This is a genomic window from Sediminibacterium goheungense, assembly GCF_004361915.1.
Taxonomy (GTDB): domain Bacteria; phylum Bacteroidota; class Bacteroidia; order Chitinophagales; family Chitinophagaceae; genus Sediminibacterium; species Sediminibacterium goheungense.
The window spans coordinates 1,588,459-1,606,043 of sequence record NZ_SNWP01000010.1 but is presented as its reverse complement, the minus strand read 5'-3'; the positions used below and the strand labels follow the sequence as shown (position 1 = coordinate 1,606,043).

Annotated in this window: 16 protein-coding genes; 7 read left to right on the top strand and 9 right to left on the bottom strand. The window is 42.3% G+C overall.

Annotated elements, in window-relative coordinates; translation table 11 throughout:
• Window positions 1-30: 30 nt before the first annotated feature.
• Entirely contained in the window at window positions 31-1,209 is a 1,179-nt protein-coding gene (locus tag BC659_RS06880) for a threonine aldolase family protein (protein ID WP_133473931.1), read from the bottom strand.
• A 43-nt stretch (window positions 1,210-1,252) separates the two neighbouring features.
• Window positions 1,253-2,506 (bottom strand): DUF5690 family protein, encoded by a 1,254-nt coding sequence (locus tag BC659_RS06875; protein ID WP_133473929.1) that lies wholly within the window; start codon window positions 2,504-2,506, stop codon window positions 1,253-1,255.
• Window positions 2,507-2,757: 251 nt separating this feature from the next.
• Between BC659_RS06875 and BC659_RS06870 the strand changes: the two genes are divergently transcribed.
• Together BC659_RS06870 and BC659_RS06865 are read left to right on the top strand one after the other, a co-directional pair.
• Window positions 2,758-5,949 (top strand): WD40/YVTN/BNR-like repeat-containing protein, encoded by a 3,192-nt coding sequence (locus tag BC659_RS06870; protein ID WP_133473928.1) that lies wholly within the window; start codon window positions 2,758-2,760, stop codon window positions 5,947-5,949.
• A 212-nt stretch (window positions 5,950-6,161) separates the two neighbouring features.
• Complete coding sequence (locus BC659_RS06865; protein WP_133473926.1) at window positions 6,162-7,427, top strand: pyridoxal phosphate-dependent aminotransferase; 1,266 nt, start codon at window positions 6,162-6,164, stop codon at window positions 7,425-7,427.
• Between the two features lie 63 nt (window positions 7,428-7,490).
• Here BC659_RS06865 and BC659_RS06860 read toward each other — a convergent pair whose 3' ends face one another.
• On the bottom strand, window positions 7,491-7,691 hold the full coding sequence (locus BC659_RS06860) for a hypothetical protein (RefSeq protein ID WP_211340718.1): 201 nt from the start codon (window positions 7,689-7,691) through the stop codon (window positions 7,491-7,493).
• A 241-nt stretch (window positions 7,692-7,932) separates the two neighbouring features.
• Here BC659_RS06860 and BC659_RS06855 point away from each other — a divergent pair, with 241 nt between their 5' ends.
• Window positions 7,933-9,048, top strand: coding sequence for a glycosyltransferase (locus tag BC659_RS06855; RefSeq protein ID WP_133473923.1), 1,116 nt, complete (start codon window positions 7,933-7,935; stop codon window positions 9,046-9,048).
• Window positions 9,049-9,071: 23 nt separating this feature from the next.
• Entirely contained in the window at window positions 9,072-9,953 is an 882-nt protein-coding gene (locus BC659_RS06850; RefSeq protein WP_133473922.1) for a DMT family transporter, read from the top strand.
• Window positions 9,954-10,028: 75 nt separating this feature from the next.
• On the opposite strand, the gene BC659_RS06845 is transcribed toward BC659_RS06850, so the two are convergent.
• Window positions 10,029-10,523, bottom strand: a complete 495-nt coding sequence (locus BC659_RS06845; RefSeq protein ID WP_133473921.1) for a SixA phosphatase family protein — start codon at window positions 10,521-10,523, stop codon at window positions 10,029-10,031.
• Between the two features lie 39 nt (window positions 10,524-10,562).
• On the opposite strand from BC659_RS06845, the gene mnmH reads away from it, so the two are divergent.
• A complete protein-coding gene (gene mnmH, locus BC659_RS06840; RefSeq protein ID WP_133473919.1) occupies window positions 10,563-11,666 on the top strand; it encodes a tRNA 2-selenouridine(34) synthase MnmH in 1,104 nt (367 codons plus the stop codon).
• On the opposite strand, the gene BC659_RS06835 is transcribed toward mnmH, so the two are convergent.
• Genes BC659_RS06835 through BC659_RS06815 form a run of 5 tightly spaced genes read right to left on the bottom strand, consistent with a single transcriptional unit; the run spans window position 11,636 to window position 15,836 of the window.
• On the bottom strand, window positions 11,636-12,811 hold the full coding sequence (locus BC659_RS06835; protein ID WP_246027087.1) for an NRAMP family divalent metal transporter: 1,176 nt from the start codon (window positions 12,809-12,811) through the stop codon (window positions 11,636-11,638). The two genes, mnmH and BC659_RS06835, sit on opposite strands and share 31 nt — an antisense overlap.
• Window positions 12,808-13,551: a 5-oxoprolinase subunit PxpA gene (locus tag BC659_RS06830; RefSeq protein ID WP_133473918.1), complete on the bottom strand. Its 744-nt coding sequence runs from the start codon at window positions 13,549-13,551 to the stop codon at window positions 12,808-12,810. Before BC659_RS06830 ends, BC659_RS06835 begins: the two co-directional genes overlap by 4 nt.
• A 51-nt stretch (window positions 13,552-13,602) precedes the next feature.
• Window positions 13,603-14,586, bottom strand: coding sequence for a 5-oxoprolinase subunit C family protein (locus tag BC659_RS06825; RefSeq protein ID WP_133473917.1), 984 nt, complete (start codon window positions 14,584-14,586; stop codon window positions 13,603-13,605).
• On the bottom strand, window positions 14,583-15,278 hold the full coding sequence (pxpB, locus tag BC659_RS06820; protein WP_133473915.1) for a 5-oxoprolinase subunit PxpB: 696 nt from the start codon (window positions 15,276-15,278) through the stop codon (window positions 14,583-14,585). The genes BC659_RS06825 and pxpB overlap by 4 nt, the downstream gene beginning before the upstream one ends.
• A gap of 54 nt (window positions 15,279-15,332) precedes the next feature.
• Complete coding sequence (locus BC659_RS06815; protein WP_133473913.1) at window positions 15,333-15,836, bottom strand: hypothetical protein; 504 nt, start codon at window positions 15,834-15,836, stop codon at window positions 15,333-15,335.
• 225 nt (window positions 15,837-16,061) lie between these two features.
• Between BC659_RS06815 and BC659_RS06810 the strand changes: the two genes are divergently transcribed.
• The gene (locus BC659_RS06810) at window positions 16,062-16,667 is read left to right on the top strand and encodes a hypothetical protein (RefSeq protein WP_133473912.1); all 606 of its coding nucleotides are present in this window, start codon (window positions 16,062-16,064) and stop codon (window positions 16,665-16,667) included.
• Window positions 16,668-16,734: 67 nt separating this feature from the next.
• The gene (locus BC659_RS06805) at window positions 16,735-17,577 is read left to right on the top strand and encodes a hypothetical protein (protein WP_133473911.1); all 843 of its coding nucleotides are present in this window, start codon (window positions 16,735-16,737) and stop codon (window positions 17,575-17,577) included.
• Window positions 17,578-17,585: the final 8 nt, after the last annotated feature.

Below are 17,585 nucleotides of genomic sequence, written 5' to 3'. Positions count from 1 at the left end.
AGTATATCATAGCTCATCAAATAATCCGTTTTATCCCAGTCCGGCTTTTGAAAATGAGTTGATCAAATAATCAAGTGGCTGGTACAAAATCGTTTCATTCACCGAAATCAGTGCCTCATTATTGTTATCCGGTCTGGGTATTCTTATATTGAATTGTTGGTTGAGTTGGATCTGTAAATTTTTTCCATCTATATTTTTTGCAACAGTCAAGCGGTAAATATTGGTGCCATTATCCAAGGGCTGAATACTAAACCTTCCTGTTTTATTCAATGCGTTGAATAGTTCTTCTCCCAGCTTCTTAGCATCCGCAAATCTTTTTTCTGCTCCCTCCATTCTGTGTAAAGCCATGGCTGCATTGGTCCAGTTGCCATACATGGAGCCACCGTGAATTTTAATGAGATGACTCATCTGGTCAATTACAGCGGCATCACCACAAAGCATGGCACCAGCACTGGCACCGAGGTATTTGTACAATGAGATGTACACTGTATCGAAATACTGACTATATTCCTGTATGGAAATACCCGACCATGCCGATGCTATATAGAGTCTGGCACCATCGAGGTGCATGGGTATTTTTTTCTCCAGACAATATTTTCTGATCTGTTTAATTTCATGGATGGGCACCATCCTGCCATCCGCTCTCCGTACAGGATTTTCAATAGACACCGCACCAAAGCCTGTAAGAAAGGCTTCTGCATTACCCATATCATCTATTGTTTTCTGAAGTTGTGCAGCGGTAAAAAAAGGTTCTTCTTTGGCAAGCGGTATCAGTCTTTTTTGAAAAACAGATTGTCCGGCATCAGCCTCATCACGAAATACATGGCTGGTTTCCTGAACAAATACTTTGCTTTTATTACCACTTAGTACAGCAATCGCCAATTGATTGGCCAATGTACCACTGGGCATGAAAATGGCTTTCTCTTTACCGGTGAGTACTGTAAATTTTTTTTCCAGCGCTTCTACTACGCCGCCCACACCGTAACGGTCTTTAGCAATAGCAACTGTTTTATCAGCTTCTGCCAAAATCCTTATATAGTCTGAAGGCTCATACATTTCACCATCACCAAAAAACTTAACCTGCGGATGGGTGGGCAAATCGCTCTGTTGCTGACGGTCATTGCCCAGTAAACCAGATAAAGGCAATACTGCAGGGATAGCGATGCCGCCTGAACTACGTAGAAAATTTCTTCGGTTGATAGAGGACATAAACAACGTATAAGTGGTAAACGAATATGATTAACAGAACGCTTTATACAGGTTTCTTTTTCCAGAAGTAATATCCTGCATATACCGTAATAAGTACACCTGCTACTGATAAAATCATCACACTATTGGAAAAAAAAGCTACCCAGTTTAATTGTACTTTAAAAATTTCTTTACTCAGGAGCACACTTACACTACCCAGGTAACCGAATGAATCTGCGAGGTAAATCAGAAACCCTACATTACCGGTGAACCGGAAAGCCGCAATCATTCTTTCAAAAAAAACAGAGTTAAAGGGAATGTATACCATGTACAGGCCAAGTCCTACAAGAATCATCCACCACATCGGCGAAACGATTTCATGGGTAAATAACCAGGTGCTGACACCCGCCAGTATAAATCCGGCAGCAATGAGTACATGTGCTATCATCAGCGCTTTAAAACTATTTTTAATCATGACCATGCTGCCGATCAGTACCAGAATAATAAGTGTAATCGGTGTTTCTGTTTTAGCGAAAATAGCAGGCTGGTTCAGGTAGCCCATTTCTTTCCACATATCGGCACTGAAATTATCGCGGATATCACGGAACAGTGTGGCAAAAGCATAAATAAATATACAGGCAATCAAACCGGGCAAAAATTGCCTGATGAATAATTTTCTTTGCTCACTACTCATCGGTATCCTGCTCATTCTTGATTCTTCATCTGCTGTATCAGGAGGGGGGATGCGTTCCATCAGGTAGATGAAAAATAATAGGGGCAATGCAAATACCAATCCGGTACAGAAAGGCACCCAGAATTCTGAAATACCGAGTTGAAGCAGCCATCCACCTACAGACTTTACAAAACCTGAGGAGAAAATAAAACTAACTGCCAGTGCGGCACCGATAAAATCTGTACTTCTTCTTCCTTCCACATAAGAAAATACCACACCCCATAACATGCCTAATGGAAAACCATTGATGAATAAAAAAGGAATATTGTAAGGTGCCGGTATCAGTGCAAAGCATAACCAGGCCAACCAGCCTATACCCACTAAGATGAGTATGATTTTATTTCTACCAAAACGTTTTAGTTCGGCGATGAATTTAATGCCATAAAATTTAGCAGCGAGGTAACCCAGCATCTGGCTGAGTACAAGTACCGTTTTATAACTGAGGCTGCCAACGGTCATGCCATCGAATGTACATACGGTAAAAGACTTGCGAAATCCAAAAATCATGGTATACGTAAGAAAAGCAGCCAACGCTGCATATAGGCCTACTTGAATCGGGGATCCTTTTACAAAAGTGTTTTTCAAACGTAGCAGTTGAAATTTAAATATAAGATGAAAGTCTTAAAGTCCGGGAGACCGGAAGTCCGCAAGGTGATCGATTCAGTAAAGCAACCTCCGTGTAATACTGTGCCGTACTCCTTTACCACTGTGGTTTTACTACTAATGTATCATCTTCCGGACTTTCGGTCTTTCGGTCTCCCTCCTCAACCAACCATCCCTGATATTTGGCAAACTGCGCTGCATTTCGGAAATTCCGGATTCCAAAAACCAATTGAATGAGAAAACTACTGTTTGTTGCAATGCTTTTTGGCACTGCAATATCTTCTTTTGCCCAACAGGCAGATCTTTCCAAACATTTCAAAAATTTAAAGCCCCGCAGTATTGGTCCGGCAGGTATGAGTGGTCGTGTTACGGCTATTGATGCGGTATGGGCCAATCCCAACATCATTTATCTGGGTACCGCCAGTGGTGGTGTATGGAAAACTGAGAATGGAGGTGCCAGCTGGGATCCTGTTTTTGATGAACAGCCTATTTTAAATATAGGTGCAGTGGCAATTACACAAAGCAATCCCAGCGTGGTATGGGCTGGTACAGGTGAAGGTAATCCCCGTAACTCTATCAGTCTGGGTGCTGGGTTGTATAAAAGTATTGATGGTGGAAAGACCTGGAAAATGATGGGTCTGGAGAAAACCAGCAATATCCATCGTATTCTCATTGATCCAACCAACCCCGATATCGTGTATGTAGGAGCCATCGGTAATCCTTTTGCTGCACATCCAGAACGTGGTGTATATAAAACAACCGATGGTGGTATTACCTGGAACAAAATTCTATATACCAACGAAACATCGGGTGTGGGTGATATGGTGATGGATCCATCCAACCCCAATAAAATATTTGTAAACATGTACCAGCACCTGCGTACACCCTGGAGCTTACAGGGCGGTGGCAAGGGCAGCGGTTTTTATGTAACCTATGATGGTGGTAAAAACTGGACCAAGCTGGGTAAAGCTCATGGATTGCCTGATGGCGACTATGGCCGTATCGGTATTACCATCGGACGCAATGATCCCAAACGTGTGTATGCATTGGTAGAAGCAACCAAGAATGGTTTATACAAAAGTGATGATGGTGGTTTTAATTGGGAGCTGGTAAATAGTGATGCAGCTGTTGTAACCAACCGTGCATTTTATTTTCAGGATATCGCCGTAGATCCTACCAATGAAAACAGGTTATACAATATTAACCAGATCATTACCGTGAGTGAGGATGCCGGTAAAACATTTAAAACAGTGATTCCCTATGCAGGTATCCACCCCGATCACCATGCATTCTGGATTCATCCGAAAGATGGCAATTTTATTATTGATGGTAATGATGGTGGTATTGCCATTACAAGAGATCGTGGTAAAAACTGGCAGTTTGATGAGAAATTACCGCTCGGGCAGTTTTATCATATTAATGTAGACAATAACATTCCATACAATGTAATGGGTGGTTTGCAGGATAATGGCAGCTGGCATGGTCCGGCATATGTATGGAGACAGAGTGGCATCCGCAATGCTTTCTGGCAGGGTGTTGCCGGCGGTGATGGTTTTGATGTGATGCCCGACGCAGAAGATCCAAACTGGGTTTATTGTATGAGTCAGGGTGGAAGTGTAGGTCGTTACAATATTGCCACAGGAGAGCGTTGGAGCATTCGTCCTCCTACAACGGCTACCGGTATTCGCCAGCGTTTTAACTGGAATGCAGCCATTGCTCAGGATCCTTTCGATAAAAAAACCATTTATTACGGAAGTCAGTTATTGAATATGAGTACAGATAAGGGTGCTTCATGGACACAGATTTCCGGCGACCTCACTACCAATGACAGTGCTAAAATTGACCAGAGCAATAATGGTGGTTTATCAGTAGATATTACCGGTGCAGAAAACCACTGTACCATACTGGCCATTGAACCCTCTGCCAAACAGAAAGGGGTGATATGGGTAGGAACGGATGATGGTAATGTACAGTTAACAACCGATGGTGGTAAAACCTGGACCAATTTCCGTGGTAAAATACCCGGTATGCCAACCGGCGCATGGGTACCACAGATACGTGCATCACGTCATAATGCCGGAGAGGCTTATGTGGTGGTGAACGATTACAGAAGAGGAAACAATAAACCTTATTTATTCCGTACAACTGATTTTGGTAAAACCTGGACCAGTTTAGTTGATGAGAAAAAAGTAACCGGATATACCTTATGTGTATTACAGGATCCGACAGAACCCAACCTGATTTTTGTAGGCACGGAACAGGGTCTGTTTATCAGCTTTGATTATGGCAACAGTTTCCAACAATTCAAGAATGGATATCCGTCTGTATCAACGTATGATATGGTGATACAGGAAAGAGAATCTGATCTGGTAATTGCTACATTTGGTCGTGCCATTTATATACTGGATGATATCAATCCATTGCGTAAACTGGCAGCCAATAAAGGACAATTATTCAGCAATAAGCTCACTGCTTTTGCACCTCCGCCTGCTTATCAGGCAAAACGTAAACTGGCATCGGGTATTGAATACAGCATCTGGGGTTCTTATGAAGGAGAGAACAAAAGAGCAGGTGCACCCATTAGTTTCTTTGTAAACAAAACAGCCAGTGATACCGGAAGAAACAGAATCAGCGATACGGTAACCCTCCGCTTTTTTGATGCGGCTAATGAACTGGTACGTACCATTCGTACGAAAGCAGACACAGGTCTGAATAAATACTATTGGGGTATGGAAGGAAAAGGCGTTCGCACTGGCGGCGGTGGTGGTGGCCGTGGCGGTGGTGGTGGAGGAAGAGGTGCAGCTGGTGGTGGCGGTGCATTTAATGCCGAGCCCCCTGGATTACCGGTTGATCCCGGAACCTATAAGGTGGTACTGACTTTGGGTAGAAACCTGAGCGATAGTGTGATGATTGTTGTGAACGATGATCCATATGCACCTACGCCTAAAGAAGTACGTGACGCCATCCGCAAAGCCAATGACAGACTGAATAAAAGTGCCATGCGTCTGGGTGATCTGAACGACAGAATGGTAGATGCTGAAACCATTCTCAATAAACTTGAAACAGCCTTACCAAATCTGGATGCGAAGAAAGCAGATACGATCCGCAAGAGCATTAAACCCATCAGAGATGGTTTAACAGATATCCGTACCATGTTGAATGGTAAACCACAAACCAAACAGGGATATGGAAATATTCCGCAGGTGACTGTGAATGGAATATTGGGCGAAGCTCGTCAGACAGTGATGGGCAAAACCGCCATTCCTGGTGAACAGGAAGACAGGCTGATGAAAGAGGCAGAAGATAAGATCAGTGAAGTGATTAAAAAAGCGAATGACCTGTTTGATGCCAAATGGAAAACACTTCGTTCTGTAGCTGAAACAATTGAGTTGAAATTGTTTAAGGATTATAAAACCCTCGAATAATTTTTATAGCTGACTGATTAAAGGGCTGCAATTTTTTGCAGCCCTTTTTTAGTAATATTCAGGTAACCATAAGAACATATGGTGATCCTTTAGCCACAGATTCACAGATTACAACAATATAAACTGTGAATCTGTGGCTTTTCTTTTACAATTCTCCTACGGCTAACCCATCGGAAAAACCTAATTTTGCGGCCGGATTAAATATTTCAATTATGAGTGCACCGAAACTGAGTCATTTGGCGGAAACCCTTTCCGGTAGTGAAATCGTAAAATTAGGCAATGCTATCAGCGAAAGAATACGCAATGGCGAGAAGATTTATAATCTCACCATCGGCGATTTTGATCCGGCTGTATTTCCCATTCCTGCAGAACTGGAAGAACTGATTATTGAATCGTATCGAAACCGTAATACCAGTTATCCAGCTGCTGAAGGGGTACTCGATCTCCGCAAATCAGTAGCAACTTTTATTAAAGAATGGGAAGGACTTGATTTCGATACCACAGAAATACAAATAGCTTCTGGCGGACGTCCACTGATTTATACGCTCTTCAAAGCCATTGTAGACAAAGGTGATAAAGTTATCTATGGTGTACCTTCCTGGAACAATAATCACTATACACATCTTACGGATGCTGAACATTGCGTAATTCAGTGTTCACCCGAAAACGATTTTATGCCAACGGTGGAAGATGTGCGTAAACATATCAAGGGTGCTACACTGATCTGCATCTGCACTCCGCAAAACCCTACCGGTACTACGCTGAAAAAAGAAAGCATGGAAGCAATCTGCGATCTTATACTGGAAGAGAATGCCAGCAGAGGAACCGGAGAAAAAAAATGTTACCTCATGTTCGACCAGATGTACTGGACACTTACATTTGGTGATACAGTGCATTATAATCCCCTCAGTTTACGACCAGCTATGAAGGAATACACCATTTTTATTGATGGTATTTCCAAGGTATTTGCAGCAACAGGTGTTCGTGTGGGTTGGGCATTGGGTCCGGCAACTGTAATTGCCAAAATGAAAGCGATACTGAGCCATGTAGGTGCCTGGGCGCCCATGGCTGAACAGAAAGCGGTGGCAAAATATTTATTACAGAAAGAAAATATTCAGCGATACCTGCAACAGTTCAAAGCAGAAATTGAACTCAGGTTAAGAAATATACATGATGGCCTGAAATCCTTACAACAAAAGGGTTATAGCGTAGATGCAATTGCTCCGCAGGCGGCTATCTATCTAACGATTAAACTTGATCTCAGCGGTAAAACAACTGCTGAAGGAACCTTACTTGCCACACAATCAGATGTAACTTCTTATATATTGGCAGAAGCAAAACTTGCCGTGGTTCCCTTTTCTGCCTTTGGTGCAGGTGCCAATAATCCATGGTACCGCCTAAGCGTGGGCACCTGCAAAAAAGAAGAAATAGCTGAAATGTTAGGAAAACTCGAAGCGGCATTAGAAAGACTTAAATAGAGTTACAAGCTTCAAGCCGCAAGAAAAATCTATCTTGTAGCTTGCGGCTTGAAGCTTATATCATCAATTCAGATTATTCACAAACACAAACGCCTTCATCTCACGTTCTTTCAAAATGCCTTGCATTAAATGGGGTTTGCGGATAATTTTACGTCGGTTGATATCCAGAATTTCATGAGCCTGGCAGAAATTAGGCCAGCTCTCCGTATGGTATAATAGGGTATTTAACAGGTTTACCTGACGATCCAGTTCAGACTGGGTCATATAGTCTTGTTTGCAAAGCAGCCAGAGATCCCGGTTCATATCTTTCATACCAACAGTGCTTTAACGAACATTATTGGGGCAGTTACATCCGCCTTTACCGTTTCTTCCTTTCTGGAAAATACCGCATGAGCTGCCCACTAATGCAATAACTAACAGTAAAACGATTATTTGGTTTATTTTCCGTTTCATATTGATGTTCTAAAGTACATCTTTCGTTCAGAAAATAAGAACCCGCTTCCTTTTGTCGACCGATTTTAACATACAAACCGTTTTAGTAGCACCCCTCGACTGGGGCCTCGGTCATGCAACCCGTTGTATACCACTCATTCATGCCCTTACCTCTACTGGTTACCGGGTAATTATTGCTACTGATGGACCACAGGAAAAACTACTCAGTAAAGAGTTTCCTCAACACCCTTTCCTAAAGCTCCCCGGATACCAGATACGTTATAGTCGCTCCGGAGGTTGGCTGCCGTTTAAAATTATACAGCAATTACCTGCTTTACTACATATTGTTCAATGGGAACACCGCTGGCTGGAGCAGGCAATTGAACAGCACAATATCGATCTGGTGATTTCTGATAACCGGTATGGCTTATGGACCAACAAAATACCCTGTGTATTTATTACCCACCAGCTTACCATCAAAGCACCCTATAGATGGCTGGAACAGCTGATTCAGCGTATCAATTATCGCTATATCAACCGTTTTACCCAGTGTTGGGTACCCGATATGGAAGCTGACGGCGGACTCGCCGGCGCTTTATCGCATCCCTCTTCAAAACCGCGGATACCCGTTGAATACCTTGGCTTGCTTACCCGTTTTACGGGAAAACAAAGCGGTGAAAAAAAAGGCATTACCGTCTTACTCTCTGGTCCGGAACCACAGCGAACCCTTTTGGAAGAGAAACTGATAGAACAGGCAATACAATCTGCACAGCCACTTACACTGGTACGCGGATTACCTGCCGAAGCGGCCGGAAAGGAACTACCCTCTTTTTTACGCCACTATAACCACCTCGAAACGGGGGCATTGGAAGAAATGCTACTGCAGTCAGAACTGGTGATTGTAAGAAGTGGTTATACCAGCCTCATGGAACTCATGCAGTTAAAAGTTAAAACAGTGTTGGTACCAACACCAGGACAAACAGAACAGGAATACCTGGCAGATAGGCTACAGGATAAAAATTATGCGATACGGATGAAGCAGGAATTGTTTAACCTGTCAAGTGCTATTGAGCAAAGCCGCCTGCATAGCTATCGCTTTCCGGAGCTGACCGTATTTAATGTCGCGAAAATTAAAACGCTGATAGCAGCCATTTCAAATCATCGCAATTCGAAAAAACGGGGTGGGTAGAAAAATCTATTTTTGTGCTTTGTATGACTAAAAACACAAAAGCCCATCTCGCTGTATTAGGTGCCAACCTCATTTTCGGATCGGGTTATGCAGTGGTTAAAACCATAACCCCCCAATACATTGCTCCCTTTGCACTGAATGTAGTACGTGTATTGTCGAGTCTGGTATTGTTCTGGCTGGTTTTTTTAATGAAGCCTGCCAAAGCGGGGATTGAAAAAAAAGATATCCCACGTTTTTTATTATGTGCCATAACGGGGGTTGCTATCAATCAATTATTTTTCATTAAGGGCTTATCGCTTACTACTGCCATACACAGTTCACTGTTATCGTTGGGTACACCAATTTTCATTACCATTATTGCTGCATGGCTGTTACGCGAAAAATTAACCCTGCAGAAACTGCTGGGTCTTGCCCTGGGTATTGGCGGTGCTGCCATGCTGATTTTATCAAAAGACATACAGCAAAACGGAAAAGATGTATTACTGGGCGATCTGATGATCATTATCAATGCGGTTTCTTATGCATTCTATTTAGTGATGGTACGACCATTGATGGAACGATATAAACCCATTCATGTTTTACGATGGGTATTCACTTTCGGTACTTTCATGATTCTGCCTTTTGGCATAGAACAGTTTATTGATACCAACTGGGGAGCATTCGGACCGGCGCAATGGGTAGCACTTTCTTTTGTAGCCCTGTTCCTCACTTTTATTGCGTATCTGTTGAATGTTTACGGACTTTCAGTACTCAGCTCATCCGCAACGGGTTCCTATATTTACACGCAACCGGTATTTGCTGCCATTATTGCCATGTTATTTATGGGCGAACATTTCACCCTTACCAAAGCCCTCGCAGCACTCTGTATTTTTGCAGGAGTGTTTGTGGTGAATAGAAGGAAATAAATGTAGGATATCAGATCGCAGATGTCAGATTTTTAATGTGTATACCTTTCTACATCTGACATCTGCGATCTGATATCATACATCCAGCTTGGGGTATTCAAAAAACCAGAAACTTTTCTTTAGGCTACTGAAATTGTTCCAATGATCGCTATCTATCTGTATGGCAAAAATGCCGCAGGTAGGCATGTCATCGATCCGGGTTTCAGTTAAACCATTTACAAAATCTGTAATACCTGGATTATGTGAGAAAATGGCCGCAGTATATATGTTGGCTGGAATTTTTTCAATCACATCATAAAAAATATTTTCCGGCGCATGGTAAAGCTCGGGAAACAGAAGGATGTCTTTTTTTGTTTTACCATAGGCTTCTGCAAAATAAACAGCAGTGGTCAAAGCCCGGTTGGCGGTGCTGGACAGAAAAGCCTGAATAGCCACACCCCTTCCTTTTATTTTTTCAGCCATACGGGGTGCATCCCGGTGGCCACGATCGTTGAGGGTTCTATCAAAATCGCCACTAAAAGCATTCGCCCAGCTGCTTTTTGCATGTCGTATGATCAAAAGTTCCTTCATGGCTGAAAAGTTACAATAAAGTCTGTTTACTTTGCATCTATGCCCATAACCCGGCTCCTCATAGAAGATTTTATTACACAATCGCAAGGTCAGCCCGTCTTTGATGTAAGAAGCCCGGCTGAATATGAACACGCGCATATACCATCGGCCCATAACTTACCATTGTTTACAAACGAAGAAAGAAAAGTAGTAGGAACTGCCTATAAACAGGAGAGTAAACAGCGAGCCATAAAAATCGGACTGGAATATTTTGGGCCGAAGATGGTGAAGATGGTGGAGGAAGTGGAGGAACTTGTTGAACAATACCTTGCAAAAGAAAAAAAACAGGAAACAGAGAAAAAGGTATACGTCTATTGCTGGCGTGGGGGTATGAGAAGTGCAGGTGTTGCCTGGCTACTTGATCTGTATGGGTTTAAAGTGTATACAATCGTAGGAGGTTATAAGGCTTACAGAAACTGGGCGTTGAAACAATTTGAAAAAGAATATCCAATATCTATCATTGGTGGCTATACCGGTAGTGGCAAAACAGAAACCCTGCACAAACTACATAATATGAAAGAGGCGGTGCTTGATCTGGAAGGTATTGCCTGTCATAAAGGTTCTGCCTTCGGGAATCTTGGCCAGCCGCCACAGCCCAAACAGGAAATGTTTGAAAACCTGCTGGCAAAGCGTTTGTATGAATTAACTGCTTTGCATGGGGCCACACATATCTGGACAGAAGATGAAAGTCAGCGTATTGGCGAAGTCAATATTCCGATGAAGTTTTTTTCCTTTCTGCGAACAAGGCGGGTCTATTTCATGGATATTTCTTTTGAATCAAGACTTGATTATATCACTGAACAGTATGGCAGGTTTGAAAAAGAAAAACTGATAAATGCTACCATCCGTATTCAGAAACGGTTGGGGGGATTGGAAACCAAAACAGCTGTGAACTGCTTATTGGAAAATGATATCAGGGGTGCATTTGCCATTCTGCTAAAGTATTACGATCGTTTTTATAATAAGAGCATGCATAACCAACGTGAGAATGTTGAGATATTGATACATAAGATTGAACTGAAAGAAGTAAATCCTGCGTCTAATGCAGAAGAAATTAAGAAAGCCTACCGTCATCAGGCCAGCCAGCCCTTGATTGTAAGATAACTCATATAACCCATGGCTGATACTACCAGCCAGCCACTAACTGTTAACCATAAAGGATGTTGATAACCCTTTATTTTTTTCTTTCCGATGACCAGTAACATAACGGCAAGGGCAACAGGTAAAATCAATCCGTTTAAGGCGCCCACTGTAACCAGAATTTTTACAGGATTACCGATCAGGATATACAGGCATCCCGACAAAAGAATAAAAGCGGTAATGAGCCATCGATAATTTTTTTCGATCCAGGGATGGAAGGTTCTTAGGAAAGAAACCGAAGTATAAGCAGCCCCCACAACGGATGTGATAGCTGCACACCACATGACTACACCAAAAAAACGATAGCCGATTTCGCCGGCCGCAATTTTAAAAACAGAAGCCGGTGGATTAGTGCCATCCAGTATATTACCTGCACTCACTACACCCAGTACCGCCAGAAATAAAACAATACGCATGATTGCGGTAACACAGATACCCGTAACAGCACTTCTGGTAACAGCGGGAAGGGCTTGGGTACCGCTAAAGCCGGCATCCAGCAAACGATGTCCGCCAGCAAAACAAATATATCCACCTACTGTACCACCTACCAGTGTTACTATGGCTTTGGCATCGAGGGTTTCAGGAATAAAACTGCGATGAACCGCCTGGAGTACGGGAGGGTGTGAGCTGATAGCTACATAAATAGTCAGTAATACCATGACTACACCCAGCAATTTTGTAAAATGATCCATGATACTGCCGGCCTCTTTCATCCAGAAAATAAAGAGGGCAATACCACAACTGATGGCAGCACCGTATACATTGGGTAAGCCACTTAATACTTCAATACCCAGACCACAGCCGCCGATATTACCAATATTAAAAGCAATGCCTCCGGCAAGAATGAGTATAGAAAGTATATACCCTAAACCCGGTAACATGTCATTCGCAATATCCTGTGCACGTTTACCTGTTGCAGATAATATACGCCAGATATTTACCTGTGCAATAATATCGAGCAAAATAGAAACCAGAATCACAAAGCCAAAACTGGCCAAGAGTTTCTGGGTAAAAACAGTTGTCTGTGTAAGAAAACCAGGACCAATGGCAGATGTCGCCATCAGAAATGCGGCACCGGTAATTGCGGTATTTTTCTGCAATATTTTCAAGGATGAAAAGATCGTAAATCTATCTGATTTTCATGCAACAGGCGTTTAATTTGTTGTGCAAAAGATACAGCCTGTTCACCATCACCATGAATGCAGATGGTATCGGCCTGAATGGGTACAGGTTTTCTGTTGATACTGGTCACTTCTTTTTTAAGGATCATTTGTAGAACCTGTTTTTCCGATTCAGTATTATTTGTAATTAGCGCATTGGATTGTTTGCGGGGTGTGAGTGATCCATCATCCTGATAGGTTCTGTCCGCAAATACCTCATTGGCTACCTTTAAGCCAATATCTTTTGCTGCCTGTATGCTGGCACTGCCACTGAGTCCGAATAAAACCAGTTGATCATCTATTTCATAAACTGCATTGGCAATGGCAGCTGCGAGTGAATAATTTCTTGCCGACATATTGTACAAGGCACCATGTGGTTTTACATGTTTTAATTTTCCTCCCATGGCAAAAACAAGATCCAGTAATTGATATACCTGTTCAGAAACGATGGAAATAATATCTTCCTCAGGGAAATCCGTTTCTGTTCTGCCAAAGTTTTCACGGTCCGGGAAACCAGGATGAGCACCTATGGACACATTGTGTTGCAAAGCCAGCTCAATCGTACGACGCATGGTATCTTCATCGCCTGCATGAAAGCCACAGGCAATATTGGCGCTGCTGATAAGCGGCATCAAAGCAGCATCATTACTCATGCCCTCACCCATATCGCAGTTCAGATCGATGTACATAGAAGAAGATGGCAGATGTCAGATCGCAGATATCAGATTTGTAAAAAACATTTACTTTAAATCTGATATCTGCGATCTGACATCTTGCATCCTCAATTTACAAGCTATTTCCATTTGTTTCAAATGTAAATTCAAAGCATGTAACCTGCTATGGGCTTCCGGGATGGATATTTCTTTGAAACGGATGTTGCCACCGGGCTCCAGTTGCGCCAGTTTAGGAATATCTGCACTGATTACATGACCGATTCGGGGGTAGCCACCTGTAGTTTGATGATCGGCCATCAAAACCAGGGGCTGTCCGTTGGGTAATAACTGAATGGTTCCGCGGGTAACGGCGGTAGAAACCAATTCTACCTTTTCAGGAAGAAGAATAGTAGTGCCATTTAAACGATAACCCATACGGTTACTGTTATTGTCTATCTGATAATCACTTTCCAGAAATAGTTGCTGTATGGTGTCATCCAGTAATGACCATTCTTTCCCAATTGTAAAATGAATGTGCTTGTCAGAAAAATCAATAGGTGATTGTATATGCCAGTTTGCAGTCTTTGTTTCATTAAACGGAGAGACGTGTTTTTTTTTAACAGAAAGTATATCTCCTGTCTTTAACAATGCTCCACCGTAAAGAACCTGCATTTGCGTGCTGTTACTATGTAGCCATGGGGTGAGTTGGAAACCTCCCTGAATGGCAAGGTATAAACGGGCACCTTTTTGCTTTTTTTCAAAAGAAAGCCGGCTGCCGGCTTTTGCAAAAATGGTTTTGTTAACAGGTATATCGAATGCTTTATTGATCTGAGCCGCTACCAAAGCCCCGCTAATGGCAAAACAGGTATCTTCCTCAAACTGAATAACCGGAGCAGGCCAGTGCATTTCCAATACAGCTTCCCCTGCATCATTACCCACCAATGCATTTGCCATACGCATGGCAACCGTATCCATTGCCCCGTTCGGGTTAATACCGAGATGCTGATAACCATATCTTCCCTGATCCTGCACGGTATCGAGTAGACCGCTTTTGATGATACGGATACTCATGCTTTAAAATGTTCAATAGGAATGGAATAAAATTGCACTTCATCTCCTGGCTGTAACATACAGGGTGTAGTTGAAGACGGATCAAATAATTTTACAGCTGTTCTGCCGATCAGCTGCCAGCCTCCGGGTGAAGCAAAGGGATAAATACCTGTTTGTTCACCTGCTATACCCACACTGCCCTCAGGCACCATTTTACGGGGCGTCATATGCCGTGCAGTTGCAATGCGTTCATCTACTGAACCCATATAAGCAAAGCCAGGAAGAAAACCATTCATGAAAACACGATATGTTTTCCGGGTATGCAGTGCAATGAGTGTATCGATATCTATCTGGTGATAATGACAAACTGTTTCCAGATCAGGTGCCAGCGAAGGATGATAACAAACGGGTATACGTACGGTCCGGGTTGATGAATCTGCATTTGTTTTCCCGGCTTTTAACATGGCATCTGTTAAACATTGTCTGATAATAATGGCAGTATCTGCATTGACTGAAAAACTTAGTGCATCATAAACGATTGTAATGCTGCTATAAGCAGGAATAATATCAAGAACATAAGGATGTGCTTCTTTTTGTAGCTGATGAAAAAGGCTGATGATGAAATGATTGATTTCGGCATCTATCTGCTGACCAAAATCAAGTGTATAAGCATGATCGCCACAGGCATACAATTCATAAGCAGACAGATTCATACTACAAGTTAACAAATTTACACAGAGTCTTTACCGGTCGGCGATCAACAATAATTAATTACCAAGGTATTTTTTATCGATTGTTTTTTTTGAATCACCATCCCAGAAAACAGAAACAATATAATAACGGCTGCCATCATAAAATAACTGAATACTGTTGATGCCACGTGATTGCTGTGCATTACCATTGACAGTAAAGTCTGACTGATACGTTGAAAACATATGTGTTACCGCACCATGTGCTTCAGTAATTCGGTGTAATTCCTTTTCTATAAAACCAATTTCCTGCAGTCGTTTCCCGTTTCTTTCAATGTATTGTTCAGGCGTAATGGTTCGGATAATGGTGCCACTGTCTTTATGAGGAACAGCTGTCATCATTCTGGCTTCTTTCCCGAAAAGAAAACGAAAACGATCCCAGTCGCGGGTTTTTGAACTCGGTCCCGAGATCACATCATACAGCGCTTTAATAATAGCATCGCCAGAAACAACATCCTGTTGATACTGAGCGTTGGCATTCAACCCCAAACCGAGTAAACATAACAGCATCAATTTTCGCATAGAATTATTTTGGAACAAATTAATGATTCGGTTTTTGTTTAAAAAATGTAAAAATACCAGTCTGTATTATTTATCGAAACTTGTTATAAGTCTGTTTGGTACATATAATATTTTTCTTTTCTCTACAACCCTTGCCGAGAAAGGATTTTAGCTTCTTTTTTATTTTTGGCACGGTACTTGAAAAGATGAAAATGAAAACCAAATGATCACTAAAATCCATCTATCATGAAAACAATCATTAAAACCACAGCAGCATTCGCAGGTCTTTTTTTCTTTCAGTCTGCTGATGCACAATTGGGATTAGGTGTACGCAGTACTACTACTGCTACCACACGAGCTACAGTTAATGCAGCCAGAGCCACAACGGCCGCTACCAATGCAGCAGCCAGAACAACGGTAACTGTTGGTAAAGCTACGAACGCCACTGTTTCTGCTACCAAAAGAACTGCATTGATGGCTAATGAATCTGTTCAACGTGTAAACGCCAATACCAGTGTAAATGCCAACGCCAATGTAAAAGCTTCTTCACAGGCAGAGCTCAACAGTAATGCAGGAGGTGAAGAAAGAGGCCTGGTACGCGCAGCTACCCGTTCAGAAGCTGAGCTGAATGCCAATGCCAAACTTCCTTTGCGTGAAGGTGCTGATATGGTAGCAGAAAAGAAAGAGATGGCAAAAGACAAAGTAGCTGATACCAAAGAGAAAGCTGAAGCAGTAAAAGAAGCGGGTCTTGAAAAAGCCACTGAAGCAAAGGCGAAAGCTAAGGAAGTAAAACCATCTGCCTCTGCAAGTGCAGAAGTGAAAGCTAAGGCAAAAGCGAAATCAGGTAGCTAAGACAAGTTTCCCACCCCTTGTATATTTTTTGATAAGCCGCTGACTTAACCATACTAAAACTATTGTTATGAAACTGTCCAAAAGCAGGTCAATGCTTTGGTTGGCCATTGTATTGCCTATTTTTTCATTCGCTCAGGAAGCTGGTGAAAAACAACCCGCTAAGAATGAGTTCAATGCTTCATTTAACTACCAGTCGGCACTGCATTTTTTTGGCCGTACAGATAGTTTGCGAAGCAGTGGATTATTTCCTACACTGGGTTTTCAGTTGAAGAGTGGATTGTATGCACAGGGCAATTTCATCTTTGTACAAAATAGTATGCAGTCAGCGGCTTATACAGGTACAACGCTAGAAGCCGGTTATCGGTTTCCGCAAACAGATCATTTCTCAGGAAATATTTTTGTATCCCGTTTCCTGTATAAAGATGAAAGTACATTGGTACAGTCGGCCCTGCGTTCACAAACAGGAGCCAATCTGAGTTACCTGAATAAAATACTCAACTTCAATGGAGGTATCAGCTTATTATTCAGTAATCAGACAGATGTGAATGCAAGTCTGGGTGTAGATCACCTGTTCATCTTTAATAAGGGAATGAACAATGCGGCGATTGCACTGGCACCTTCGTTCACCGCGAATCTGGGAACACAAAAATTCAGTAACACATACCTGGAAAGAAAAAATGTGCTGGGTATACCTGTTACGCAACAAACCACAGAGAACGTAACGCAATTCAATATATTATCCTATGAAGCAGCCATACCCATTGTATTTGTAAAAGGCAAATTCAATATGGCTGTAACACCAGCCTATGTAATGCCGCAGAACCTGATAACCGTAGCAGGCAGACCCGATTTATCGGAGCGTGGAAAGAATATGTTTTATGTGACCCTGTCTGCAGGAGTCAGGCTGTAGGAACAGAG